The organism is Mangrovicoccus sp. HB161399 (assembly GCF_013184745.1).
Classification (GTDB): Bacteria; Pseudomonadota; Alphaproteobacteria; order Rhodobacterales; family Rhodobacteraceae; genus Mangrovicoccus.
This window is the reverse complement of sequence record NZ_JAATVU010000015.1, coordinates 1-23,133: the sequence shown is the minus strand read 5'-3', so window position 1 is coordinate 23,133 and position 23,133 is coordinate 1. Positions and strand designations below refer to the sequence as shown.

22 protein-coding genes, 1 tRNA gene and 1 pseudogene are annotated in these 23,133 nt (G+C 67.9%); 12 read left to right on the top strand and 12 right to left on the bottom strand.

Annotated elements, in window-relative coordinates:
• The first annotated feature begins 61 nt into the window (after positions 1–61).
• Both HCC78_RS10655 and HCC78_RS10650 read left to right on the top strand, forming a co-directional pair.
• Entirely contained in the window at positions 62–1,129 is a 1,068-nt protein-coding gene (locus tag HCC78_RS10655; protein ID WP_172328757.1) for a molybdopterin-synthase adenylyltransferase MoeB, read from the top strand.
• Between the two features lie 72 nt (positions 1,130–1,201).
• A complete protein-coding gene (locus HCC78_RS10650; protein ID WP_172328756.1) occupies positions 1,202–3,232 on the top strand; it encodes a M3 family metallopeptidase in 2,031 nt (676 codons plus the stop codon).
• A gap of 22 nt (positions 3,233–3,254) precedes the next feature.
• On the opposite strand, the gene HCC78_RS10645 is transcribed toward HCC78_RS10650, so the two are convergent.
• The 3 genes from HCC78_RS10645 to dapD all read right to left on the bottom strand — a co-directional run bounded on the left by HCC78_RS10645 (position 3,255) and on the right by dapD (position 5,472).
• A complete protein-coding gene (locus tag HCC78_RS10645) occupies positions 3,255–3,908 on the bottom strand; it encodes a hypothetical protein (protein WP_172328755.1) in 654 nt (217 codons plus the stop codon).
• Between the two features lie 55 nt (positions 3,909–3,963).
• Complete coding sequence (locus HCC78_RS10640) at positions 3,964–4,407, bottom strand: hypothetical protein (RefSeq protein WP_172328754.1); 444 nt, start codon at positions 4,405–4,407, stop codon at positions 3,964–3,966.
• Between the two features lie 237 nt (positions 4,408–4,644).
• Positions 4,645–5,472, bottom strand: coding sequence for a 2,3,4,5-tetrahydropyridine-2,6-dicarboxylate N-succinyltransferase (gene dapD / locus HCC78_RS10635; protein WP_138466408.1), 828 nt, complete (start codon positions 5,470–5,472; stop codon positions 4,645–4,647).
• Between the two features lie 92 nt (positions 5,473–5,564).
• On the opposite strand from dapD, the gene HCC78_RS10630 reads away from it, so the two are divergent.
• Entirely contained in the window at positions 5,565–6,371 is an 807-nt protein-coding gene (locus HCC78_RS10630; RefSeq protein ID WP_172328753.1) for an LOG family protein, read from the top strand.
• A gap of 5 nt (positions 6,372–6,376) precedes the next feature.
• Here the strand turns inward: HCC78_RS10630 and HCC78_RS10625 are convergent, their stop codons facing one another.
• Complete coding sequence (locus HCC78_RS10625; protein WP_172328752.1) at positions 6,377–6,850, bottom strand: TspO/MBR family protein; 474 nt, start codon at positions 6,848–6,850, stop codon at positions 6,377–6,379.
• Between the two features lie 192 nt (positions 6,851–7,042).
• Between HCC78_RS10625 and HCC78_RS10620 the strand changes: the two genes are divergently transcribed.
• Positions 7,043–7,588 carry a YbhB/YbcL family Raf kinase inhibitor-like protein gene (locus HCC78_RS10620; protein ID WP_172328751.1) on the top strand — a complete coding sequence of 182 codons (546 nt, stop codon included), beginning with the start codon at positions 7,043–7,045 and terminating at the stop codon, positions 7,586–7,588.
• Positions 7,589–7,634: 46 nt separating this feature from the next.
• Here the strand turns inward: HCC78_RS10620 and HCC78_RS10615 are convergent, their stop codons facing one another.
• The gene (locus HCC78_RS10615) at positions 7,635–8,360 is read right to left on the bottom strand and encodes an NYN domain-containing protein (RefSeq protein ID WP_172328750.1); all 726 of its coding nucleotides are present in this window, start codon (positions 8,358–8,360) and stop codon (positions 7,635–7,637) included.
• A 173-nt stretch (positions 8,361–8,533) separates the two neighbouring features.
• On the opposite strand from HCC78_RS10615, the gene HCC78_RS10610 reads away from it, so the two are divergent.
• The 7 genes and pseudogenes from HCC78_RS10610 to HCC78_RS10585 all read left to right on the top strand — a co-directional run bounded on the left by HCC78_RS10610 (position 8,534) and on the right by HCC78_RS10585 (position 14,720).
• Complete coding sequence (locus tag HCC78_RS10610) at positions 8,534–8,845, top strand: I78 family peptidase inhibitor (RefSeq protein ID WP_172328749.1); 312 nt, start codon at positions 8,534–8,536, stop codon at positions 8,843–8,845.
• Between the two features lie 107 nt (positions 8,846–8,952).
• Positions 8,953–9,204 carry a GlsB/YeaQ/YmgE family stress response membrane protein gene (locus tag HCC78_RS10605; RefSeq protein ID WP_172328748.1) on the top strand — a complete coding sequence of 84 codons (252 nt, stop codon included), beginning with the start codon at positions 8,953–8,955 and terminating at the stop codon, positions 9,202–9,204.
• A gap of 295 nt (positions 9,205–9,499) precedes the next feature.
• On the top strand, positions 9,500–10,468 hold the full coding sequence (locus HCC78_RS10600) for a TRAP transporter substrate-binding protein (RefSeq protein WP_172328747.1): 969 nt from the start codon (positions 9,500–9,502) through the stop codon (positions 10,466–10,468).
• Positions 10,408–11,034 (top strand): annotated as a pseudogene (locus HCC78_RS33660) (TRAP transporter small permease); the annotation flags it as partial. The gene HCC78_RS10600 and the pseudogene HCC78_RS33660, both read left to right, overlap by 61 nt.
• A 138-nt stretch (positions 11,035–11,172) precedes the next feature.
• Positions 11,173–12,498, top strand: a complete 1,326-nt coding sequence (locus HCC78_RS10595; protein WP_253949133.1) for a TRAP transporter large permease — start codon at positions 11,173–11,175, stop codon at positions 12,496–12,498.
• A complete protein-coding gene (locus HCC78_RS10590; RefSeq protein WP_172328745.1) occupies positions 12,495–13,454 on the top strand; it encodes a hypothetical protein in 960 nt (319 codons plus the stop codon). The genes HCC78_RS10595 and HCC78_RS10590 overlap by 4 nt, the downstream gene beginning before the upstream one ends.
• Positions 13,455–13,598: 144 nt before the next feature.
• Positions 13,599–14,720 (top strand): hypothetical protein, encoded by a 1,122-nt coding sequence (locus HCC78_RS10585; RefSeq protein ID WP_172328744.1) that lies wholly within the window; start codon positions 13,599–13,601, stop codon positions 14,718–14,720.
• An 85-nt stretch (positions 14,721–14,805) separates the two neighbouring features.
• On the opposite strand, the gene HCC78_RS10580 is transcribed toward HCC78_RS10585, so the two are convergent.
• From HCC78_RS10580 to HCC78_RS10550, 7 genes are all read right to left on the bottom strand, one after another.
• A tRNA-Gln gene (locus HCC78_RS10580) sits at positions 14,806–14,880 on the bottom strand.
• Positions 14,881–14,983: 103 nt separating this feature from the next.
• Positions 14,984–15,817, bottom strand: a complete 834-nt coding sequence (gene kdsA, locus HCC78_RS10575; protein ID WP_172328743.1) for a 3-deoxy-8-phosphooctulonate synthase — start codon at positions 15,815–15,817, stop codon at positions 14,984–14,986.
• Positions 15,817–17,316 carry a capsule biosynthesis protein gene (locus HCC78_RS10570; RefSeq protein WP_172328742.1) on the bottom strand — a complete coding sequence of 500 codons (1,500 nt, stop codon included), beginning with the start codon at positions 17,314–17,316 and terminating at the stop codon, positions 15,817–15,819. The genes kdsA and HCC78_RS10570 overlap by 1 nt, the downstream gene beginning before the upstream one ends.
• Positions 17,294–17,953 carry an ABC transporter ATP-binding protein gene (locus tag HCC78_RS10565; RefSeq protein WP_172328741.1) on the bottom strand — a complete coding sequence of 220 codons (660 nt, stop codon included), beginning with the start codon at positions 17,951–17,953 and terminating at the stop codon, positions 17,294–17,296. Before HCC78_RS10565 ends, HCC78_RS10570 begins: the two co-directional genes overlap by 23 nt.
• An 80-nt stretch (positions 17,954–18,033) precedes the next feature.
• Positions 18,034–19,296, bottom strand: a complete 1,263-nt coding sequence (locus tag HCC78_RS10560) for a Na+/H+ antiporter NhaA (RefSeq protein WP_172328740.1) — start codon at positions 19,294–19,296, stop codon at positions 18,034–18,036.
• 206 nt (positions 19,297–19,502) lie between these two features.
• The gene (locus tag HCC78_RS10555) at positions 19,503–20,861 is read right to left on the bottom strand and encodes an FAD-binding oxidoreductase (protein ID WP_172328739.1); all 1,359 of its coding nucleotides are present in this window, start codon (positions 20,859–20,861) and stop codon (positions 19,503–19,505) included.
• A 75-nt stretch (positions 20,862–20,936) separates the two neighbouring features.
• Positions 20,937–22,292, bottom strand: a complete 1,356-nt coding sequence (locus tag HCC78_RS10550; protein WP_172328738.1) for an LLM class flavin-dependent oxidoreductase — start codon at positions 22,290–22,292, stop codon at positions 20,937–20,939.
• Positions 22,293–22,501: 209 nt separating this feature from the next.
• On the opposite strand from HCC78_RS10550, the gene HCC78_RS34770 reads away from it, so the two are divergent.
• On the top strand, positions 22,502–23,133 hold a 632-nt coding region (locus HCC78_RS34770), incomplete at its 3' end, for a hypothetical protein (RefSeq protein WP_172328737.1).

Sequence of the window (23,133 nt, the reverse complement as noted above, 5' to 3'; positions counted from 1 at the left end):
TGGAAAGGACCGCCCCCATGCCCTGCGCCCGCGCCCGGATGCCCCTGACGGAGGCGCCGCGATGATCCTGTTCCTCGCCGCCGCCGCAGCGATCTGGCTGGCCGGCTGGGCGCTGAAGGCGCCGCGCCAGGCCCGCTGGCTGATGATCGGGCTGCTCTACATCCTGACCCTCGCCCTCCTGCTCCTGCTGCCGCCCGGCGCGGCGCTGCACCGCGCGCTCGGCGGGTCGGTGGAGATGTGGCTGCTGCTCGGCGGCTTCGCCGCGATCGGCTTTGCGTATGTCCAGGGCCTCAGGGCGCTGAAATCCCGCGTGCGCCCCGAGAACCGGGAGCCAGACCCCGCGCCGGAGCCGGAGCCCGACCCGCGGGCGCCGCTGTCGGATGACGAGCTGGACCGCTACATGCGCCAGATCCTGCTGCGCGAGGTCGGCGGTCCGGGGCAGATGAAGCTGAAGCGCGCCAAGGTGCTGGTGATCGGCGCGGGCGGGCTGGGCGCGCCCGTGCTGCAATATCTCGCAGCGGCGGGCGTCGGCACCATCGGGGTCATCGACGACGACACGGTCGATGTCTCGAACCTACACCGCCAGATCATCCACACGGCCGAACGCACCGGCATGCCCAAGGTCTTCTCGGCACAGATGGCGCTGCGCGAGATCAACCCGCATGTGCTGGTCCGCCCCTATCACCAGCGCCTCGACGACGGCATCGCGGCGGAACTGATCGCGGAGTACGACCTGGTGCTCGACGGCACCGACAATTTCGCCACCCGCTATCTCGTCAACCGGACCTGCGCGGAGACCTCCACGCCACTGATCTCGGGGGCGATCACCCAGTGGGAGGGCCAGCTGAGCCTGTTCGACCCCGCGGGCGGCGGCCCCTGCTACCAATGCGTCTTCCCCGAGGCCCCCGCGCCCGGGCTGGTGCCGACCTGCGCAGAGGCCGGAGTGATCGGCCCCCTGCCCGGCGTCATCGGCTCGATGATGGCGGTCGAAGCGCTGAAATACCTCGCGGAGGCAGGCCAGCCGCTGCGCGGCGAGATGGTGCTCTACGACGCGCTCTGGGGCGAGAACCGCAAGCTGCGGCTGAAGGCGCGGGCGGATTGTCCGGTCTGCCAGGGCCGCGGCGCCTGACCGCAAAATTTCCGCGCGCCCTCTCGCCAGCGGCGCGCGCAAGGCTTAGCTCTTGGAAAAAGGAGTCCCGCAATGACCAATGCGCTGACCGAAGACTGGGCAACCGAATTCGACCTGCCCCCGTTCGACCGCATCGAGGACGGCCAGTTCCGTCCCGCTTTCGACGAGGCGATGGAACAGTCGCGGGCGGCGATCAAGGCGATCGCGGAGAACCCCGAGCCGCCGACCTTCGCCAACACGATCGAGGCCCTGGAACTGGCCGACCGGCTGCTGAACAAGGTGCTGGGCGTGTTCTACAACATGGCGGGCGCCGACAGCAACGCCGCGCGCGAGGCCCTGATGCGGGATTTCTCGCCCGCACTCGCCGCCTATTCCTCCGAAGTCTCGATGAACCGCCAGCTCTTCGCGCGGGTCGATGCCCTCTGGCAGCAGCGCGAGACGCTGAAGCTGACGCCGGAACAGGCGCGCCTGCTGATGCTGACCCGGCGCGGCTTCGTCCGCTCGGGCGCCGAGCTGGAAGGCGCCGACCGCGAACGGCTGGCCGAGATCACCGCGCGGCTCGCCGTCCTGGGCACGCAATTCACCCAGAACCTGCTGGCCGACGAGCGGTCCTGGTTCATGCCGCTTGCCGAAGGGGACCTGGAGGGCCTGCCGGACTTCGTCACGGCCTCCGCCCGTGCCGCGGGCGAGGAAAAGGGCCAGGACGGCCCGGTGGTGACGCTCAGCCGCTCGCTGATCACGCCCTTCCTGCAGTTCAGCCCGCGCCGCGACCTGCGGGAGAAGGCATACCGCGCCTGGGTGGCCCGCGGCGAGAATGGCGGCGAGACCGACAACCGCGGCATCGCCACCGAGATCCTCAAGCTGCGCGAGGAACGCGCGGGCCTGCTGGGATACGGCAGCTTCGCCGCCTTCAAGCTGGAAACCGAGATGGCCAAGACGCCCGCTGCGGTGCGCGACCTGCTGATGCAGGTCTGGCAGCCCGCCAAGGCGCAGGCAGAGGCCGATGCCGCGAAACTCGCGCAGATGATGCACGAGCACGGGGTGAACGGCGACCTGGAGCCCTGGGACTGGCACTACTACGCCGAGAAGCAGCGCGCGGCGGAGCACGATCTCGACGAGGCCGCGCTGAAGCCCTACCTGCAGCTCGACCGGATGATCGAGGCGGCCTTCACCTGCGCCAACCGGCTGTTCGGGCTGGAGTTCCGCAAGCTCGACGTGCCGCTCTACCATGCCGATTGCCGCGCCTGGGAGGTCACCCGGAACGGCCGCCACCTCGCCGTCTTCATCGGCGACTATTTCGCCCGCGGCTCGAAGCGCTCCGGCGCCTGGTGCTCGGCGATCCGCGACCAGCAGAAGCTGGCAGGCGACATCCGCCCCGTCGTGGTCAATGTCTGCAACTTCGCCAAGCCGCCCAAGGGCAAGCCGGCGCTGCTGAGCTATGACGACGCGCGCACGCTGTTCCACGAATTCGGCCATGCGCTGCACCAGATGCTGTCGGACGTGACCTATTCCTCGGTCTCCGGCACCTCTGTGGCGCGCGATTTCGTCGAACTGCCGAGCCAGCTCTACGAGCACTGGCTGGAGGTCCCCGCCGTGCTGCAGGAGTTCGCCACCCATGCCGAGACCGGCGAGCCGATGCCGCAGGACATGCTGGACCGGCTGCTGGCGGCAAAGAATTTCGGCCAGGGCTTCGCCACGGTGGAATATGTCGCCTCGGCGCTCGTGGATCTCGACTTCCATTCCGGCAAGGCGCCCGAGGACATCATGGCGCGGCAGAAGGAGGTGCTGGACGGGCTCGGCCTGCCGCATGCGATCGCCATGCGCCATGCGACGCCGCATTTCGCCCATGTCTTCGCGGGCGACGGCTATTCCAGCGGATACTACAGCTACATGTGGTCCGAGGTGATGGATGCCGATGCGTTCGAGGCCTTCCTCGAACAGGACGACGCCTTCCATGACGAGACTGCGGCGAGCCTGGAGCGCAACATCCTCTCGGTCGGCGGCTCGGCCGATCCGGCGGAGCTCTACACCGCGTTCCGCGGGCGGATGCCCGGGCCGGAGGCCCTGCTGAAGGGGCGCGGGCTGGTCCCGGACGCCGCCTGACCGCTGGCGGGGCGCACCTGCCTCAGGGCAGGAAGCGCTCCGTCGCCTGCATCAGCTTGCGCCAGCCCGCGTAATCGACATTCGCGGGTTCGGGATCGCGCCACCAGAGCTTTTCCACGTAGCCGAGATAGAGGTTGCCGCCCTCGTGTGTGACGGTCCCGACCTGCTCGGGCCGCTCGGCCGCCTGCACGTAGAGGAATCGCCCCGGCCCCGCCCGTCCGATGGTGCGGGCGATCTTCTGCACGATCTCGGGCTCGACGCCGGGATTGTACTTGTAGACGAACATGCGATGCCCCTCGGCCAGCTGCTCCAGCAGACGGTCGCGCAGGAACAGGAACTTCGCGCGCTCCTCCTCGTGGATGCGCCGCCGCTCCTCTTCGCCATGCACGAATGCGCCGTCCTTCGAATGCATCCCCGTGTGGAATCCAAGCCCGCTTGCGGTGTCGGTGACCATCTTCGGGTTGCGCACGACGAGGCTGTCCCATTCGTAGATGCCGTCGAAGCCGTTCCGCAGGTTCTTCAGCAATGGCCCCGGCATCGCCACCGCCCATCTGAGAAGCCCGCCCTGCTGCCATCCGCATCTGGTCTGGACGAAGCCGAATTCGCAGTTGAAGCCGAGGCTTTCGAAGCGGGAGGCCAGCTCCTGCTCCACCGCCAGAACCTGCTTGTCCACCATGTCACCCCGCTCGAACCCGAAACTCGAGGCACGCTAGCACGGTCCGGGACCGATTTCACGCGACGCCGGGCCGCGGTGGAGCGGGCCCGTCCAATGGCTGTTTCCGCAGCCCGGAGTCCTGCCTTTTCCGTTTCGGGAAGACGCGCAGCTCGCGGACCGCTTCGCGCGGGTCCGTGGCTTGCAGCCGGTCCAGGCAGGCCGAAAGCTCCCTTTCCTTCTTCAGCGCCCTCTTGGCGCGGCCATGCCTCAAATCATCGTCGGTGCAATCCCGCCGGAAGTACCAGGGAACCAGGACGACAATTCCGCCGACGCGCCCGACCCAACCGAAGATCATGGCGAGAATGAACGCCTTCTCCATGAGGAAAACCATCGAGATGCCAACGGGAATCGCGGGAATGAGCATCCATGGGAAGAAAGTTCCGAGGAACAGCGGGCCAAAGAATGGCGCTTTTCTCCTTGTCCGGAGCACCCAAGCCTCGTGCCGGGCAAACAGCAGCATCACCCAGTGGACACATCTTCCGGCAAGAGCCGGTCCAGGCGTCCTGCGCTTCCTAGACTCGGCCATCCGGCAAGAAACTCCGGCACCCGTTTCCACGGCATGATGCCAATCCGGCGCAGCGCACCGGTCAATCAGGCGCGGCGGAGACCGCGGCAGGCCCCTGGGCCGAAGAGCTGGACCGCGAACGGAAAAGGGCCTCCCCGCGGGGAAGCCCTCCGAAAACGGTCTGGCCGCGGATCAGTCGCGCAGCAGCTCGTTGATCGAGGTCTTGGAGCGGGTCTTCTCGTCGACGCGCTTCACGATCACCGCGCAGTAGAGGTTCACGCCGTTCTTCGAGGGCAGCGTGCCCGCGACGACGACGGAGCCCGCAGGGACTTCGCCATAGGTGACTTCGCCGGTCTCGCGGTCGACGATCTTCGTGGACTGGCCGAGGAACACGCCCATGCCCAGGACCGAGCCCTCGCGGACGATCACGCCCTCGACGACCTCGGAACGCGCGCCGATGAAGCAGTTGTCCTCGATGATGGTCGGACCGGCCTGCATCGGCTCCAGCACGCCGCCGATGCCGACGCCGCCCGAGAGGTGCACGTTCTTGCCGATCTGCGCGCAGGAGCCGACGGTCGCCCAGGTGTCGACCATGGTGCCGCTGTCGACATAGGCGCCGAGATTGACGAAGGACGGCATCAGCACGACGCCCGGCGCGATATAGGCCGACTTGCGCACGACGCAGTTCGGCACGGCGCGGAAGCCTGCCTCTTTCCAGTCCTTCTTCTTCCAGTCGGCGAACTTGCTGTCCACCTTGTCCCACCAGTCGCCGCCCTGCGGGCCGCCCGACTGCTTTTCCATGTCCTTCAGGCGGAAGCCCAGGAGCACGGCCTTCTTGGCCCACTGGTTGACGTGCCAGGAATTGTCGGCCTGCTTCTCGGCCACCCGGATCTTGCCGGAATCCAGCGCGTCGAGCGTGGTCTCGATGGCATCGCGGGTCGCGCCCTTGGTTTCCGGGGTGATCGTGTCCCGGGCCTCCCAGGCGGCCTCGATGGCGGTTTCCAGATCTGCGTGTGACATGGGGCCTCTCCGAACGGTTTGCTCTGGCGTCGCGGTCCACCGGGCTATACGGCTATGGGTCGGAGGGTGCAATCCATATGAAAGACACCAAGATGACAGGTTCAAAGGCCCATCCCTTCCCCGATGCGCGAGAGGACATCCGCCGCAGCCTGATCGAGGAACAGACGCCGCAGACCCTGTCGCCGACCTACCGGCTGGCCTTCGACGATCCCGACTTCCTGATGCGCGAGGAACTGCGCCCGGTGCGGCTGCAGCTGGAGCTTCTCAAGCCCCAGATGATGATGGACGAGGCCGGGATCACCTCCACCGTGGTGATGTTCGGCGGCGCCCGCATTCCCTCGCCCGCCGAGAAGCACAACGCGCGCACCCCGGCGCTCGGCGAGCTCAGCCATTTCTACGAAGAGGCCCGCGAATTCGCCCGGCTGATGACGCTGGAAAGCATGAAATCCGGCGGCCACGAGAACGTCATCGTCACCGGCGGCGGTCCGGGCGTGATGGAGGCCGGCAACATGGGCGCCGAGCAGGCCGGCGGCAAGTCGATCGGGCTGAACATCGTGCTGCCCTTCGAGGCCACGCCCAACGCCTATGTGACGCCGGAATTCTCGTTCAACTTCCACTACTTCGCCATCCGGAAGATGCATTTCCTGATGCGCGCCAAGGCGATCACCGTCTTCCCGGGCGGCTTCGGCACGCTCGACGAGCTGTTCGAGGCGATGACTCTGATCCAGACCCAGCGCATGGCGCCGGTGCCGATCCTGCTTTTCGGCGAGAAATTCTGGCGCTCGATCATCAACTGGGAGGCGCTGGAAGCCGCGGGCACGATCGGTGCCGACGACCTCGACCTCTTCCGCTTCGTCGAGACCGGCGAAGAGGCGGCGAAGATCGTGCTCGGGGCCTGACGGCCTCAGCCGAGCTTCCAGGCCCCCGCCTGCGGGTTCCGCGCGATCACCGCGCGGTTCAGCGCGGCGGCCACCGTGACCCAGGCGAGATAGGGCAGCATGAGCGCCCCCGCCAGCGGCAGGAGCTGCCAGAAGGCGGCCGCCGTGGCCGCGACCGCGAGCCACAGGAGGCAGATGACCACCAGCCCGGCGCGCATGTGGTGCAGCCCGAAGAAGACCGGCGACCAGACCGCGTTCAGCACCAGCTGCAGGCACCACAGCGCCATGCCCAGCGCGCTGCCCTGCTGCACGGCGGCCAGCGCGGCGGCCGCCGACATCAGCACGTAGAGCAGCGTCCAGACCGCCGGGAACATCCAGTTCGGCGGCGTCCAGCCCGGCTTTTCCAGATGGGCGTACCAGTTGCCCGGCTTGAACATCACCCCGGTCGCGGCAGCGACCGCGGCGGCGGCAAGGTAGGCGGCGAAAAGAGTCCAGTCCATCGAAGGGTCCCGAAACCGTTGTGCTTGCGCGATAGATAGCGGCGGCAGCGGCGGCGGCCAGTGGTCCTGCCGCTGCGGCATGGCGCGGCGCGCCGCCGGCCGGGCCGACCCGGCCGCGACGAAGGGCGGTCTGGCCGCGGGCATCGGCCGGGCGCAGGATCGCAGGACAGAAATTCATTTCGGAGACCCAGGATGTTGCGTTCCGTCCCTTTCGCCCTGGCGCTGGCCGCCGCCGCGCCCGCTGCCGCCTTCGATCTCTCCAGCTCCGATTTCGAACCGGGCGGCGAGCTCGCCATGGAGCAGGTGGCCGATGTCTTCGGCTGCACCGGCGGCAATGTCTCGCCCGCGCTCTCCTGGTCGGACCCGCCCGAAGGCACCAAGAGCTTCGCGCTGATGGTCCATGACCCCGATGCACCGACCGGCGGCGCGGGATTCTGGCATTGGATCGTGCTGGACATCCCCGCCTCGGCGACGGGCCTCGCCTCCGGGGCGGGCGCGGCCGACGGCACGGGCCTGCCCGAAGGCGCGCGGATGATCCCGAACGACTACGGCGCCGCCGCCTGGGGCGGTCCCTGCCCGCCCGAGGGCGACAGCCCGCACCGCTACAATTTCACGCTCTACGCGCTCGAAGGGGCCACCTCGGGCATCGCGGAGGGCGCCTCCACCGCGGTGGCCGGCTTTCTCGTCAATGCGGCCGCCCTCGGCACCGCCACGCTCACCGGCATGTACGGGCACTGAGGGGCGGGAGAGGGTCTCCCTCTCCCGCGGCCCTCTCCCATGCGCCTCAGTCGAGCCGCCGCGCTTCCCACTGGTTGCCTGCGCCGCGGCGCAGCTCAAGAATCGGCAGCTCGGCGATCAGCTCGGTCAGCTTCTTCTTGCCGTAGGTGCGCGGATCGAAATCCGGATTGGCCGCGGTGATGTGCTGGCCGATCTGGCCCAGCGAATACCATTCGTCGTCCTGGTCGATCGCCTCCATCGCGCGCAGCACCAGGCTGCGGGCATCGACCGGCGCCAGCTTGCGCTTGGCGGGCTCGCCCGGCGCGGCAGGCAGCTGCTCCTCCGCCCCGTCATCGCCCAGGTTCTCCACGTAGATGAAGCGCTTGCAGGCCATACGGAAGGCCTCGGGCGTCTTCTGCTCGCCCATGCCGTAGACATCCAGCCCCTGCTCGCGCACCCGGCTGGCCAGCCGGGTGAAGTCGCTGTCCGACGAAACCAGCACGAAGCCGTCGAACCGGCCCTGGTGCAGGATGTCCATCGCGTCGATCACGAGGCTGATGTCCGAGGAGTTCTTGCCCTTGGTGTTCGACGGCGAATGGATCGGCACGATGGCGAGCTTGGCCAGCTTCTTCGCCCAGGTCTTCAGCCCCTCGCGCGCAAAATCGCCGTAGATGCGGCGCACCGAGGCCTCGCCGAGCGAGGCGATCTCCTCGAAGATGGCTTCGGCATAGCTCGCGGGCACGTTGTCGGCATCGATCAGGACGGCTAGCAGCTTGGAACGGTCGTCGGGCATCGGGCTCTTCCAGTTGGGGCACGCCCCTCTCTACCCCGTCCGCCCGGCGCTGAACACCCGGCCCGCCGCCCTGCCCTGTCGCAAAAGCCACAGCCCCGCGGGCGCCTGCCGCGGCGTCCTTGCGATTCCGCCCGGCCTGCCGCATTTTCGGCCCGTCGATCCGGAGTACGCCAATGCGCCAGAGCCTCGTTCCCGCCGTCCTTGCCTGCCTTGCCCTCGCCGCGTGCGACCCGGCAGGCTCCGCCTATTCCACCGGCAGCTCGTCCGGCTCGGCCTCGGCCGCGGCGATCGGCTCCGCGGATTGCGGCGCGGAATCCTACCAGTACCTCGTCGGCGGCCCGCTCGCCTTGGCGCTCGACCTGCCCTATTCCGGGCCCAAGCGCTATCTCGGCCCCGACCAGTCCGTGACCAAGGACTACAATCCGCACCGCCTGACCGTGACCAGCACCGACGGCGAAACAGTGGGCCGCATCATCTGCAGCTGAGCGGGATTTCCGCCGAAGCCCCTCCGGGGCAGGGAACGCGGAGGCAGGGTTTGCGTTAACCAAGCGCAACCTGCCTCGCAGGTCCCAAACATTCGGAGGACTTCCCCATGGCCGGACTCGGCTGGCTTCTCGCTATCATCATCGGCGCCATCGCAGGCTGGATCGCCGAGCAGATCATGGACGCATCCCATGGGCTGCTGACCAACATCATCCTCGGCATCCTCGGCGCCGTGATCCTGAACTTCGTGCTGGGCATGGTCGTCGGCTGGCAGGCCTACGGCATCATCGCCAACCTGATCGTCGGCGTGATCGGCGCCTGCATCCTGATCGCCGGCGCGCGCTTCCTGCGCCGCGCCTGACCGCGCTCCGGCTTCCCCCGGGTCCGCCCCGGGGAAAGCCGCCCCGCGCCGCAACCGGCGGCAGCGGCCCCGCTGGCCCGGACACGCCCTGCGGACACTTCCGCCCGATCCCGCCCCGCTCCCCCGGAACATCCCCTTGCCGGGCCGAGATGAGTTTTTCTCATGGCGAACCCAGCTTTGCTGCATTTCCAAAGCCTGCCACATCTGCCAACGTTTCGATGCCACGCCGCCGCCATGCCTTCGGGGACGGGCGGGCGGAGAGAATGGCAAGGCAGATGCGACAGAGAGGGAAACCATGAAACCCACCGCAGCAGCGTTCCTCGCGCTTTCGACCGCCCTCGCGGGCGCCGCCTCGGCGGAGACCTGGGACATGCCGATGGCCTACCCGGCCTCGAACTACCACACCGAGAACGCCCAGATCTTTGCCGATGCCGTCAAGGAATGCACCGGCGGCGAGCTGGAGATCGTGATCCACGCGGGCGGCTCGCTGTTCAAGGGCGACGAGATCAAGCGCGCCGTGCAGCTCGGCGAAGCGCAGATCGGCGAACGGCTGCTGTCGGCCCATGCCAACGAGAACCCCGTCTTCGCCTATGACTCCGTCCCCTTCCTGGCGACTTCCTTCGAAGCCTCCGAGAAGCTGCGCGCCGCGGCCGAGCCCACCCTCGCCAAGGTGCTGGCCAAGCAGAACATGACGCTGCTCTATTCGGTGCCGTGGCCGCCGCAGGGGCTGTATTTCTCCAAGCCCGTCGCGACCCCCGCCGACATGGAGGGCGTGAAGTTCCGCGCCTACAACTCCATCACCGCGCGCGTCGCCGAACTGGCCGGCATGGTCCCGACCCAGATCGAGGCGGCAGACCTGAAGCAGGCGCTGGCGACCGGGCTCGTGTCGTCGATGATCTCCTCGGGCTCCACCGGCGTGGATGAGAGCGTCTGGGAAGACATGACCAACTTCTACGACGTGAAGGCCTGGCTGCCGCGCAACACCGTCTTCGCCAATGCCGAGGCTCTGGAAGGCCTCTCCGAGGCGGCCCGGACCTGCGTCACAGACGAGGCGGCCAAGGCCCAGGCCCGCGGCGCAGAGAAGGCGGCCGAGCTGGCCGGCGGCTTCGTCGCGACCCTGGCCGAGAACGGCATGGACGTGAACCCGCCTGCCGAGCCGATCATGGCCAAGCTGGGCGAGATCGGCGAGACCATGACCGCCGAATGGATGGAAAGCGCGGGCGAGGACGGCAAGGCGATCATCGACGCCTACAAGGCCCAGTAATCCCGGCCCGGCGGCTGGACAGGGGGCGCTCCGGCAGGTCCGGGGCGCCCTGCGCCGTATCCGGGTTCCGGCTCCGGACAGACAGGAACGCCCTTCCGGGCATCGCAAGCGAAAGTGGGGACATGCGCCGCGTTCTCGACAGGATCTACGCCCTTTCCGGATACGCGGCCGCGCTTGCGCTGCTGGCGATCCTCGGTCTCGTCGTCGCCCAGATGGTGACGCGCTGGCTGGGCATCCTGCTGCCCGGCGGCGCGAATTACGCGGGCTACGCGATGGCCGCGGCCTCCTTCCTGGCACTGGCCGACACCTTCCGCCGCAACGAGCATATCCGCGTCGGCATGCTGGTGGAGCGGGCCGGGCGCTGGCGCCGCGGCGTCGAGATCTGGTGCTATACCGTGGCGGCGGCGATCGCCGTCTTCTTCGCCTGGCATGCGGTGAAGACGCCGATGCTCAGCCACAAGATCAACGACATTTCCCAGGGCCAGGACGGCACGCCCCTGTGGATCCCGCAGCTGGCCATGGCCTCGGGCGCGGTCCTGCTGGCCGTCGCGGTGATCGACGCGCTGGTGTCCCTGCTTCTGACCGAAAGCTACGGCGTCGACGCGCCGAGGACGCCCGTGCTGCAGGACGCGCTGTCCCCGGCGAAGGCGCGGATCGCGCTGGCACTCGGCTGCCTTCTGGTGCTCTACGCCGCGATCCACCTGATGACCGGCTTCGACCGCGACGCCACCGGGCTCAAGATCGGCGTCTTCCTCTTCGTGATGTTCTTCCTCCTCGGGAGCGGCCTCTGGGTCGGGCTCGCCCTGATGGGCGTGGCCTACATGGGCATGATCGGCTTCACCCCGCGCAATCCGGGCAGCTCGATGTCGATCACCGTCTGGACGTCGTCCTCCGGCTGGACGCTGACCTCGCTGCCGCTGTTCATCTGGATGGGCGAGATCCTGTTCCGCACGCGGCTGTCCGAGGACATGTTCAAGGGGCTGGCACCGTGGCTGGCGCGCTTCCCCGGCGGGCTGCTGCATTCCAACGTGGTGGGCTGCACCGTCTTCGCCGCGGTCTCTGGCTCGTCCGCAGCGACGCTGACCACGGTCGGCAAGATGTCCATCCCGGAACTGCGCAAGCGCGGCTATCCGGAATTCATGATCGTCGGCACGCTCGCGGGCGCCGCGACGCTGGGCCTGATGATCCCGCCCTCGCTGACGCTGATCGTCTACGGCGTGACGGTGAAGGAATCGATCACCGGGCTCTTCATGGCGGGCGTCCTGCCGGGGCTGGTGCTGGCGGCGATGTTCATGGCCTATATCGCCCTCTGGTCGGTGATCCGGAAGGACCAGGCCCCCGATCCCGAGCCGCGCCTGCCGCTGAAGGACAAGCTGCGCGCCTCCACCCTGCTGATCCCGGTCGTGGCGCTGATCCTCGTCGTCATCGGCTCGATGTATGCGGGCATCGCCACCGCCACCGAGGCCGCCGCCTTCGGCGTGATCGGCGCGCTGATCCTCGCCGGGCTGCAGGGCTCGCTCACCTGGGAGGCGTTCCGCGAGAGCCTGCTCGGCGCGACGCGCACCTCGGCGATGATCGCGCTGATCCTGATGGGCGCCTCCTTCCTGACGCTCGCCATGGGCTTCACCGGCCTGCCGCGCAGCCTGGCCGCGGTGATCGCCGCGATGGACCTTTCCCCGGTGGCGCTGATCGCGGCGCTGACCGTGTTCTACATCGTCATCGGCATGTTCCTCGACGGCATCTCGGCCGTCGTCCTGACCATGGCGATCATCGAGCCGATGATCCGCGCCGCGGGCATCGACCTGATGTGGTTCGGCATCTTCATCGTCGTGGTGGTGGAAATGGCGCAGATCACCCCGCCGGTCGGCTTCAACCTGTTCGTGCTGCAGGGCATGACGCGCCATGACATCACCTACATCGCCAGGACCGCAGCGCCGATGTTCCTGATCATGGTGCTGATGGTGGCCATCCTGGTCGCCGTTCCCGGGCTCGCCACCTGGCTGCCCGACACCGTCCAGGCCGCGCGATGACCATGATCGCGGCGGCGGGCCGGCATGCCTCGGTCCTGCTGCTTCTCGGCTTCCTCTCGGTGCCCTTCCTGCCGGTCGACGCGGAGCTGCTGCGCCCTGCCCTGCCGTTCCTGGTGGCGCTCGCCACCGCCCTGGGCGTGGCCCGCCAGCCGCTCGACCCGGCGACGCTGCGCCGCCTGCTGGCGCCCGGCGCCGCGCTGCGCCTCGCCGGATGGCTGGTGCTGACCCAGGCCGTGCTGGCCGCCGCGGCCGTCTGGGCGGGGCGGCTCGCCGGGCTCGATCCGCAGATCCTCGCGCTGATCGCCGTGTTCTGCGCCGCGCCCCCGCTCAGCGCCGCGCCAAATCTGTGCCTGATGCTGGGATACGACCTGGCGCTGGCGCTGCGGCTGACGCTTCTTGGCACGATGCTCGCCCCGCTTCTGCTGCCCGCCGCGCTGGCCCTGTCGGGCCTGCCCTTTGAGATCGGCACCGGGGCGCTCGCCCTGCGGGTCCTGGGCATCCTGTCGCTGGGCATCGCGCTCGGCCTGGCGATCCAGCGCCGCATGGGCCAGGCCCGCATCGCGGCGGAGGCGGACCTGCTCAACGGGCTGGCGGCGCTGCTGATGATCGTCTTCCTGTTCCCGCTGATGGCCGGGATGCGCGAGGCCGTGACGGCCGATCCCGGCCGTGCGGCGGGGCTGCTCTGCCTCGCGCTGGCCGTCAATATCGGCGGCCATCTCGCGATGCGGACCCTCGCCCGTCCGGTCCTGCCCCCGGCATCGGCACGGGCGCTCGGCCTCGTCTTCGGCAACCGCAACACCGTGCTGGTCCTGGCCTCCCTGCCGCATGACCCGCTGCTGACCCTCTTCGTCGCGCTGATGCAGTTCCCGATCTACGCCACGCCGATGCTGTTCTCCCGGATCGACCGGCAGCGCCCCCGGCCGCCCTCCCGCGGCCACCGGAGCGGACATCCCTAGCGGGCTCCGCTCATTTGCCTTGCTTCCCTGGGTTGATTTCCGCACGGTCGGAGCCGGGGACGGCACAGCCGGGCCGACCCGCGACAGCGTGCGGCCCGACGCCCCGGACCGGCGCTAGACCGGCTGCCGTGCAGGGAGGAACTCATGGCGATCTTGGGCTTGCTGGCCGAATTCGGCGAAGGCGGAGCAAACGGAAAGGTCTTCCTCGGGGGAGCGACCGCGCTGAACATGCTCGGAACGACCAGCGCGACCAAAAGCGGGAATATCCCGGCAAACTGGCTGAAGAAGCTCGACACCTTCATCGGCTGCAGCTCGGAGGGCGGCACGTTCCGGCTCGCGGGCACCACGATCATCCGAGAGGGCTTCTACGTGAAGGCCGAGGGGATCGTCTTCAAGGAGACCGAGCACGGCTCGAAGGGGCCGGCCTATTGGGAGCTCGGCGACAAGACGGCAAAATATCCCAAGACCGAGCTGGCGGAGATGTTCCGCAGGATTCTCGAGAGCCCCGACTGGGACTGCAAGGATCCCTGGGTGGCCACTCTGGTCGCCGCGATGTTCCTGTCCGAAGTGGCACGCAATCCGCGCAGCTTCATGGTCAACCTGATGCTGCTCGACCTGCTGGAGGGCGGCGTGAAATACGGCAAGAGCCAGGACAAGGAGCTCGATTTCGGCAAGCTCCTGCAATTCGGTTCGGGCCAGCCGGACAAGTCGGCGACCTATAGCTATGGCGCGGACAAGATGAAGGTTGGCAAGGGCGGCGAGAGCGGGACCAACCGCGGCGGCAAGCTGCCGATGTCGCATCTGGGCGCGATGAAGAACTACGAGGCGACGGCTCCGTCCAAGGTCGACTACAACGCGCGGAAATTCGCGCAGCTGGCCAAGCAGTCCTCGCTGAACCTCAAGGCCCCGGCCGAAGCGGGCACCGCGTTCCACATGCCCAACGCGCTGGCCGAGAAGGAGTGCACCATCCTCCTGCGCTGGCTTGTGGCGCGCTTCTCGAAGAAGCCGCCGACCTTCCAGATCGGCTCGGTCGAGCAGAAGGTCGAGGTCGAAAATGCCTGGACCAAGGCGAAATCCGTCCAGATCAAGTCGACCCCCGTCCATGCCGCCGTCACGTTCACGGCGCTGCGCGAGCATCTGCGCAAGGCGGAGTGGAGCGAAGCCAAGGCCGATGCGGCCAGGGCCACCGTGGAAGGGACGCTGATCGCGGCCGCGACTGCGGAACTGGCCGCCCGGCAGAATGCGACGGCCAACTTGCTGAGCTAGCGGCGGGGGCGGAAGGGTCCGGCCCAAAAGAAAACGGCCTCGCAGGAGACACCTGCGGGGCCGTCTTTTCTCTTCCGGAGAAGAGTGGCTGGGGTGGTAGGATTCGAACCTACGGTACACGGTACCAAAAACCGCTGCCTTACCGCTTGGCTACACCCCAACGGTGGAGGCGGATTTACTGTGTAGGGCCGGGGGGCGCAAGGGGCGAAACGCATTTTTTTCGCGGAAATTTCCCCTTGCGATCCATGCCCTCGCGTCATCCGTCAGACGCGCAGCGGATCGGCCTTCGCCAGTTCGTCGAACGCCTTCAGCGACTTCACCATCGCGGGCATCCGGTCGAGCGGAATCATGTTCGGACCGTCCGACGGCGCGGTATCCGGCGCTTCGTGGGTCTCGATGAAGACGGCCGCGATGCCGAGGCTGACGGCGGCGCGCGCCATCACCGGGGCGAATTCGCGCTGCCCGCCCGAAGAGCCGCCCTGCCCGCCCGGCTGCTGCACCGAATGGGTGGCGTCCATCACCACCGGATAGCCGGTCTTCATCATCGTCGGCAGGCTGCGCATGTCGGCGACCAGCGTGTTGTAGCCGAAGGAGGCACCGCGCTCGGTCAGCAGGATGCGCTCGTTGCCGGTGCTCTCCACCTTGGAGACGACATTCGGCATGTCCCAGGGCGCGAGGAACTGGCCCTTCTTGATGTTGACGACGGCGCCGGTCTCGCCCGCCGCGAGCAGCAGGTCGGTCTGGCGGCACAGGAAGGCCGGAATCTGGATGATGTCGACCTGCTTGGCCGCCCGCACAGCCTGCTCCTCGTTGTGGATGTCGGTCAGGGTCGGACAGCCCAGCCGGTCGCGCACCGCGGACATGATGTCGAGCCCGGCCTCGATGCCGAGGCCGCGCTTGCCGCCCAGCGAGGTGCGGTTGGCCTTGTCGTAGGATGCCTTGAAGACGTAGCCGACGCCCGCATCGGCGCAGGCTGCGGCCATGGTCTCGGCGATCATCATGGCGTGGTCGAGGGATTCGAGCTGGCAGGGCCCGGCAATGACGGTCAGCGGAGCGTCGTTCCCGATGGCCAGATTTCCGACGGAGATGGTTTTCATCAGTTTGTTACCTGTTCCTTCAGGACGGAAGCGGTGAGGGACACCATCAGGTAAATACCAGCAAATATCAGGAAGGCCATGGCCGTGTTGGCGGCCACCCGCGGATAGGCGGCCTGCTCCGGCGCCACCGGAGAGACGTTCAGCGACAGGTAGCCGACCTGCCGGTCGGCCTCGCGCCGCGCCGCCTGCAGGGCCTGCAGCGCCTCCTGCAGCATCGCCTCGCGGGTGGCGAGCCCAGCTTTGGCGACGTGGAGGTCACTGTTGACCTGCGCCAGCGAGAGCTCTTCCTCGGAATTGGTCAGCTGTCCGCGCAACCCGGAAATCGCGTTCCGCAGCCTCGAGATCCCGGCCTGCGTCGCCGCCACCCGCACCTTGTTCGGGGCCGGGTTGTCGAGGAGCCCGGCCAGTTCCAGCCGCTCCTGCTGGAGCAACATCTCCAGGGCAGCGATCTGGGACATCACGGCGCCGATCTCGGCCTCGGCGCTGATCACGCCGCGCGCCTCCTCCAGCGCCAGCACCTTGCGCTGCGCCGCCTGGACATCGGCCTCCGCCGCGGAGAAGGCGCGCTCCGCCCCGGCCAGCTGGTCCCGGCGCTGGCGCAGGGTGAGATCGTTGACCACCTGTTCGGCATAGGAGACCAGCGCATCGGCGAAGGCGACCGAGACAGCGGGATCGGCCGCCGAGACTTCCAGCTGGACCACCCCCTCGGAAGGATCGTAGCCCGCCTTCACCCGCCGCTTGTAGAGCCGGTAGGCCCGCTCGATCGAGGCGTTCGCGGGCAGCCGTGCCAGCGGATCGATGCGGGAATCGCTGAAATGGCCGATGAATCCCTGCTCTTCGGACAGCCGCACCATCGCCTCCTTCGAGTCGATGTAGCGCTGCACCGCCACGGCTTCCTGCGAGGAGCCGAAGGTGGTCCCGGCCAGCAGCGAACTCAGCCCGCTGCCGCCGCCGGAGCTCTTCTGGACGATGAACTCCGCCTTGGTGGAGTACATCGGCGTGGCGACGACCGCGAAATAGAGCCAGGCCGCCAGCGTCGGGACGATCACGAAGCCGGCGATCCGCGCCCAGAGCTGCGAGACGTTGCGCTTGCGCCGCCGCAGGATGTCCTGCTGGATCCGCTCTATCTCCAGCAGCTGGCGCTGCTCGTCGGCGATCTGGGCGGGCGACATGCCGGCGATCACCGGCACCGGCATCGCATCCGGTGACGGACGGGTGTTGTCGACGACCAGATGCAGCGGATTGGCCGGGCTCTGCGGATCGACGCCGCGCTCGCGCAGCAGCCGCACGGCCTCGAACGGATCCGACGCGCTCAGCCCGTGATGCCGCGCGAGCCGCATCGCGTTCCGCAGCTGATGGCCGGTGAATCCCTCGGCCTGGACATCGGCGCGATGCTCCTCCTGGCGGGCGCGGATCTTCTCCGCCCTGGCCTTGCGGCGTTCCAGCCGCGCCCGGCGGCGCGTGGCGCCCGGATCGTCAGACTGCGGCTTTGTAGTCATAGAGTCGCCTCGCCTCCTCGAGCGTCTCGAACCGGTAGAGCCGTCCGTCGCGCAGCACGGCCGCAGAGCGGCAGAACCGTTCCAGCGTCTCGGGCTGGTGCGAAACCATGACGATCGTGGTCTTGCGCAGCCGCTCCTTCAGGATGCCCGCCGCCTTGCGGTTGAATTCGGCATCGGTGGCGCGCGGCATGCCCTCGTCGATCAGGTAGAGATCGAAATCCAGCGCCAGCATCAGCGCGAAGCAGAACCGGCTGCGCATCCCGGCGCTGTACTGGCCGACGGGGCGGTCGAAATACTCCTCCAGCCCGCAGAGCCAGCGGCAGAAGGCCTCCACGTAATCGGGATCAAGACCGTAGAGCCGGGCGATGAAGCGGGCATTCTCCATCCCCGTCAGCCGCCCCAGCACGCCGCCCATGAAGCCCAGCGGAAAGGACACCCGGCAGTTGCGGCGGATCACGCCCTCGTCGGGCTTTTCCAGCCCGGCCATCATGTTGATCAGCGTGGTCTTGCCGGTGCCGTTGCGGGCGAGGATGCCCAGAGAGTTGCCCGGCCGCACCGAAAAGCTAGCCCGGTCAAGGATCACCTTGTACCGGGTTCCCGTCCAGAACGCCTTGCTGACACCCGAGAACTCGATCATGCACCATCTCCGCCCCCGGACCGGGGGGCCGGAGACGGTCTAGCAGAGACGGGCTGAAGACATGCTTAATGCGCGGGAAATCATGCCGGGCGCCGCTTCACCCGGGTGACCCGCCCGGCGATGATCGACAGCGCCGCGGCGGCGAAGCTGAGCAGCGCGCCCATCTTGGCGGCGTCCTGCACCAGCCCGGCCTCGAAGGCGACCGTCGCGATGAAGAGCGAGACGGTGAAGCCGATCGCCGAAACGCAGCCGATCACCGTCAGGTCGACCACCCGCATGCCCTCCGGCAGGCCCAGCCCAAGCGGCCGCGCCGCGATCCAGCCGAACAGCGTGACGCCCAGCGGCTTGCCGATCACGAGGCCGAGGAAGACCAGCAGCGTCGCCGGGCCGATGGCGTTCAGCTCCACCCCGGCATTCACGAGGCCGAAGAAGAACAGCACCACCTCGACCGGGTATTTCAGCGCATGCTCCATTTCGTTGAGCAGGTCGTGCAGGTGGCTCTCGGCATCGGCGAAGAAGCCGAAGGCGCGGTCGGCATGGGGAATCGCCGGCACGACCGGCAGCAGCCCCAGCGCCGGATGCAGCCCGGCCCGCATAAAGCCGTACCAGCTGAGGCAGCCGGCGATCGCATAGGGCCAGAAGCCCAGCTTCTGCCGCACCCAGGTCGAATGCAGCCGCAGCTGGTCGCCCCGGTCCATGCGCCGCGGCAGTTCGTTGAACAGGATGTAGGCCGCGGCCGAGGCAGCGATCGACAGCAGCAGCCATTCCAGCGCCAGGTCGCCCGACGGGTAGAAGACCGCCAGGATGATCAGCCCCGCCGCGTCGTCGGCAATGGCGAGAAGCAGAAGGAACCGCACGGCCGGATGGCCCGCACCGAAGACGATCCGCCCGACGAGATAGGAAAAGGCGATGTCGGTCGCCGTGGGAATCGCCCAGCCGCGCGACACCGCGCTGAAGGTCTCCGACCCCAGAACGGCGGCGATGCCCAGATAGACCAGCACCGGCCCGGCCATGCCGCCTGCGGTGGCAAAGAGCGGCGTCGCGGCCTTCTTGCCCCGGAGCGAGCCGTTCGCGAGGATCACCGCCTCCCAGACCTCCTTGGCGGCGATGGCGAAGAACAGCGCCATCAGCACGTCGTTGATCAGGTAGTGCAGCGTCAGCGTGCGGTGGACATGGCCCTCGGCGTCAAGATGCGGATGGCCGATGAAGAAATCGTCGGCGATCACGAACTCTACGAAGTCGTGATAGCTGTGGGGTTCGACATTGACCCAGACGAGCGCGATCAGCGCCCCGCTGATCAGCAGCAGGGAATATTCGCTGATGAAGCCCCAGACACGGTACATGATCATCTCCCGCCACTCCGATGACCGGAGCCTAGGCGGCACGGAATTGCGGTTCAAGGCTGGTCCTTTCCCGTTTCGGGGCCCCGCGCGCAGCCGGAACCGCGGGCGTCAGCATGATCCCCGCCCATTGGAGCGGAGCAGCGGCAGGGGTTCCATGGGGTGCAGGGTCACGCCCCCCGGCATTCGCAAGGCGGCGCGCAGGACTGTCAGAGATCGAAGATCTTGCCCGGATTCAGGATGCCCTGCGGGTCGAGCGCGGCCTTTATTTTCCTCATGATGCCAAGGGCCTGTCCGTGCTCGGCCTGCATGTAGAGCTTCTTGCCCAGCCCCACGCCGTGTTCGCCGGTGGCGGTGCCCCCGGCCTCCAGCGCCATGGCGATCAGCCGGGAATGGAGGCCGCGCACGACCTCCTGTTCCTCCGGCCCGTCGAACAGCATCACGAGGTGGAAATTGCCGTCGCCGACATGGCCGTGAAGCGGTGCAATGACACCTGCAGCGGCGATTTCCGCCTGGATGTCGGCGATCACCTGCGGCAGCGAGGAGACCGGAACGCAGACATCCGTGGACAGGCTCTTTGCACCCGGACGCAGCGCGCGGGCCGAATAGAGCGCCGAATGGCGCAGCTTCCAGAGCGCGTTGTGGGCCTCGGGCGTCTCGCAGGGCGCGGCCGCCGCGCCGTGGCCCCCGGCCAGCTCGCCGAACATGTCCAGATCGGCCGCCACCTGGTCCGCACTACCCGCCATGTCGACCATCAGCGTCGCCGTCTCGGGGTGGGACGTGCCGTTATAGGCGTTGATCGCCCGCATCTGCAGCGCATCGAGCAGCTCGATCCGGTTCAGGCAGAGCCCGCATTGCAGCGCCTCTACCACCGTTTCCGTCGCCTCGGCGATGTCCGCGAAGCTGTAGAGCCCGGCCTTCGCCGCCTCCGGGATGCCGGCAAGGCGCAAGGTCACCTCGGTGATGATGCCCAGCGTGCCCTCGGCCCCGACGAAGAGCCCGGTCAGGTCGTAGCCCGAGGAAGATTTCCGCGCCCGCCCGCCGGTATGGATCACCTCGCCGTCGGCCATGACCACGGTCAGCCCCAGCACCCGGTCGCGCATCGTGCCGTGGCGCACCGTCATGGTGCCGGAGGCGCGCGTCGAGGCCAGCCCGCCCATCGTGGCATGCGCGCCGACATCGATCGGCAGGAACAGGCCGGTCTCGCGCAGGTCCTCGTTCAGCTGCTGGCGGGTGCAGCCGGCCTCCACCGTCGCATCCATGTCGGGCGCCGATACGCGCAGCACCTTCGTCATCTGCGTGAGATCCAGAGACAGCCCGCCCTGCACCGCCTGGGTCTGGCCCTCGATCGAGGAGCCATGGCCGAAAGCCACCACCGGGAAGCCATGCGCGTGGCAGATCGCCAGCGCGTCGGAGACGTCCTTGGTCGTCCCGGCGAACAGAACCGCCTCGGGCGGAGCCGGCGGATGCCAGCTGTCCCCCGCCCCGTGCTGGTCTCGGATCGCCTGGCCGGTCTCGATCCGGTCTCCGAAACGGGCGGTGAGGGCGGCAATTGCGGGATGGGACATCGGGATACTCCGGAAACACGTGCGGCGGCCGGGATGCCCCGCCGCCGGATCGGTACTGCAAGTGCGGGCGGAAGGCTACTCCGCCGCCTTCCGGGCCGCGGCATGGCGGTTGACCGGCCAGCTCAGGCCGAGATTGCCGCGCAGCGTGCCGGCTTCGTATTCCTCGCGGAACAGGCCGCGGCGCTGCAGCTCGGGGACCACCAGGCGGGTGAAGTCGCGCAGCGAGGCCGGCAGGGTCGGGAACATCAGGATGAAGCCGTCCGCCGCCTCGGCCTCGAACCATTCCTGCATGAAATCCGCAACTTCCATGTAGCTGCCGGTCAGCCCGTTGCCGGTGTGCTGGCGGGCATAGTGCGTCACCAGCTCGCGCAGGGTGTGCCCCTGCTCCACGAAATCCTTCACCTCCCGGAACATGGCAACCGAACCTTTCGGCTTCTCGGGCATCCGCTCCATCGGGAAGGGCGAGTCCAGATCGGCGCCATGCAGGTCGGTCTCCAGGAATTCCTGAAGCATCAGCAGTCCGACCTCGGGATGCATCATGTCGACCATTTCCTGCGCGCGGGCCTCGGCCTCTTCGCGGGTTTCGCCCGTGTTGATGACAATGCCCGGCATGATCTTCAGGTCATTGGGGTCGCGGCCGTATTTCGCCATGCGGGACTTCACGTCCTTGTAGAAGGCGGCGTTCTTCTCGATGTTCGAGGCCAGCGAAAACGCGATCTCGGCGGTGCGCGCGGCAAGCTCCCTACCGCGCTCGGACCCGCCCGCCTGCGCAATCACCGGCCGCCCCTGCGGCGTGCGCGCGATGTTCAGCGGCCCGCGCACCTGGAAATGTTCGCCCACGTGATCCAGCTGATGCAGCTTCGCCGGGTCGTGATACATCCCCGAGTCCCGGTCGAGCAGCAGCGCGTCGTCTTCCCACGAATCCCACAGCCCGAAGACCACGTCGAGGAATTCCTCGCCGCGGTTGTAACGGTCGGCATGCGGGTCGAGCCCCTGGCGGTTGTAGTTGTAGCCGGTCTCGTCATGGTCCGAGGTGACCACGTTCCAGCAGACCCGCCCGCCCGAGATATGGTCGGCAGAGGCATAGAGCCGGGCGATGTTGTAGGGCTCGTAATAGCTGGTGGAAGCCGTGGCGACGAAGCCGAGCTTCTCCGTCACCATCGACAGCGCGGTGATCGCGGTGATCGGTTCGAAGCGGTTCATCTTGGTGGGCTGGCGGGCCAGCGCCTCGGGATGGCCGACGGCAGCCGCCGGGCTGTCGGCGAAGAACATGAAGTCGAGCTTGCCCGCCTCGGAAATCTTCGCGACCTCGGCAAGGTGCCTGATGTCGTTCGCGCCGTTCACGTCCGATTCGGGATGCAGCCAGGCTGCCGGGTGGAAGCCGAACGTGTAGACGAATGTGCCCAGCCGGAGCTTGTCGCTGCGTGCCATGATATCCTCGCGCGTGATCTGTCCGGGTCAGTATGCCTGTCCCATCGGCTCCGACAAGCCGCGCACGGCTGCATTCCAGTTCAGGAAAACTAAACTGTCAGTCGGACGGCATGGGCCGCCATGCCGGTTGCACCGCAGCACGCATCACATCAGATTTTCAAGATGAGACATGCCGGCATGGCACATCAGTCACCCGGGGAGGCCACGCCATGCAGTTTCCGTCCCCCCTTCGGCCCGCGGCAGCGCTGCTCTGCTTCGGAACCGCCGCTTCCGCACAGGACGCGAACCCGGACCGGCTCTGGGAGTCCCTGCGGATCGCTCCGCCCGAACATGACTGCGACTTCAAGGAGTTCGGCGAGGGGCGCGACAAGCTCTGCTACTACTACACCGCGAACGGCCGTCTGCGCGTAATCTTCCTGCGCCAGGTCAGCTGGGGCCTGCCGCACGGCCTGCCCCCCGAGGCTGCTGTCGAACTGGTTGCGGACCCGGTCGGCTACTGGTCCAGGGCGCTGCTGGCAAAGGAACGCGAGGCCGCGCTCTGCTGCGATGAAGGGCAGGCGCCGGACGGACGCGAAACCCGCCACGATTTCAGCCTGATGAAGCGGTCCGAGATCCCGGTGGTTTTCAAGGTTGTTGTCACCGGTGTCTATTTTCAGGCTGCGCACTCTCCCGTCCCGGCCATGGGGCCGCCGCGGACTGCTTCCCTGGCGAGCGCGCCGGCGGCCCCATGGCCTCGCGGCATCTCGTCAGGCCGTTCCGGGTTGAGCCAGACGGAGCCGATCGGGGTCCAGCAGCGCGTGCCGCCTGACCACCGCTCCGGCCGCGCCGAGCGGGCCAGTTC

Excerpts from the sequence above, each read along its gene's own strand:
- HCC78_RS10655 (WP_172328757.1), top strand. The coding sequence starts at position 62 with ATGATCCTGTTCCTCGCCGCCGCCGCAGCGATCTGGCTGGCCGGCTGG.
- HCC78_RS10650 (WP_172328756.1), top strand. The coding sequence starts at position 1,202 with ATGACCAATGCGCTGACCGAAGACTGGGCAACCGAATTCGACCTGCCC.
- HCC78_RS10645 (WP_172328755.1), bottom strand. The coding sequence starts at position 3,908 with ATGGTGGACAAGCAGGTTCTGGCGGTGGAGCAGGAGCTGGCCTCCCGC.
- HCC78_RS10640 (WP_172328754.1), bottom strand. The coding sequence starts at position 4,407 with ATGCTGCTGTTTGCCCGGCACGAGGCTTGGGTGCTCCGGACAAGGAGA.
- dapD (WP_138466408.1), bottom strand. The coding sequence starts at position 5,472 with ATGTCACACGCAGATCTGGAAACCGCCATCGAGGCCGCCTGGGAGGCC.
- HCC78_RS10630 (WP_172328753.1), top strand. The coding sequence starts at position 5,565 with ATGACAGGTTCAAAGGCCCATCCCTTCCCCGATGCGCGAGAGGACATC.
- HCC78_RS10625 (WP_172328752.1), bottom strand. The coding sequence starts at position 6,850 with ATGGACTGGACTCTTTTCGCCGCCTACCTTGCCGCCGCCGCGGTCGCT.
- HCC78_RS10620 (WP_172328751.1), top strand. The coding sequence starts at position 7,043 with ATGTTGCGTTCCGTCCCTTTCGCCCTGGCGCTGGCCGCCGCCGCGCCC.
- HCC78_RS10615 (WP_172328750.1), bottom strand. The coding sequence starts at position 8,360 with ATGCCCGACGACCGTTCCAAGCTGCTAGCCGTCCTGATCGATGCCGAC.
- HCC78_RS10610 (WP_172328749.1), top strand. The coding sequence starts at position 8,534 with ATGCGCCAGAGCCTCGTTCCCGCCGTCCTTGCCTGCCTTGCCCTCGCC.
- HCC78_RS10605 (WP_172328748.1), top strand. The coding sequence starts at position 8,953 with ATGGCCGGACTCGGCTGGCTTCTCGCTATCATCATCGGCGCCATCGCA.
- HCC78_RS10600 (WP_172328747.1), top strand. The coding sequence starts at position 9,500 with ATGAAACCCACCGCAGCAGCGTTCCTCGCGCTTTCGACCGCCCTCGCG.
- HCC78_RS10595 (WP_253949133.1), top strand. The coding sequence starts at position 11,173 with ATGACCGGCTTCGACCGCGACGCCACCGGGCTCAAGATCGGCGTCTTC.
- HCC78_RS10590 (WP_172328745.1), top strand. The coding sequence starts at position 12,495 with ATGACCATGATCGCGGCGGCGGGCCGGCATGCCTCGGTCCTGCTGCTT.
- HCC78_RS10585 (WP_172328744.1), top strand. The coding sequence starts at position 13,599 with ATGGCGATCTTGGGCTTGCTGGCCGAATTCGGCGAAGGCGGAGCAAAC.
- kdsA (WP_172328743.1), bottom strand. The coding sequence starts at position 15,817 with ATGAAAACCATCTCCGTCGGAAATCTGGCCATCGGGAACGACGCTCCG.
- HCC78_RS10570 (WP_172328742.1), bottom strand. The coding sequence starts at position 17,316 with ATGACTACAAAGCCGCAGTCTGACGATCCGGGCGCCACGCGCCGCCGG.
- HCC78_RS10565 (WP_172328741.1), bottom strand. The coding sequence starts at position 17,953 with ATGATCGAGTTCTCGGGTGTCAGCAAGGCGTTCTGGACGGGAACCCGG.
- HCC78_RS10560 (WP_172328740.1), bottom strand. The coding sequence starts at position 19,296 with ATGTACCGTGTCTGGGGCTTCATCAGCGAATATTCCCTGCTGCTGATC.
- HCC78_RS10555 (WP_172328739.1), bottom strand. The coding sequence starts at position 20,861 with ATGTCCCATCCCGCAATTGCCGCCCTCACCGCCCGTTTCGGAGACCGG.
- HCC78_RS10550 (WP_172328738.1), bottom strand. The coding sequence starts at position 22,292 with ATGGCACGCAGCGACAAGCTCCGGCTGGGCACATTCGTCTACACGTTC.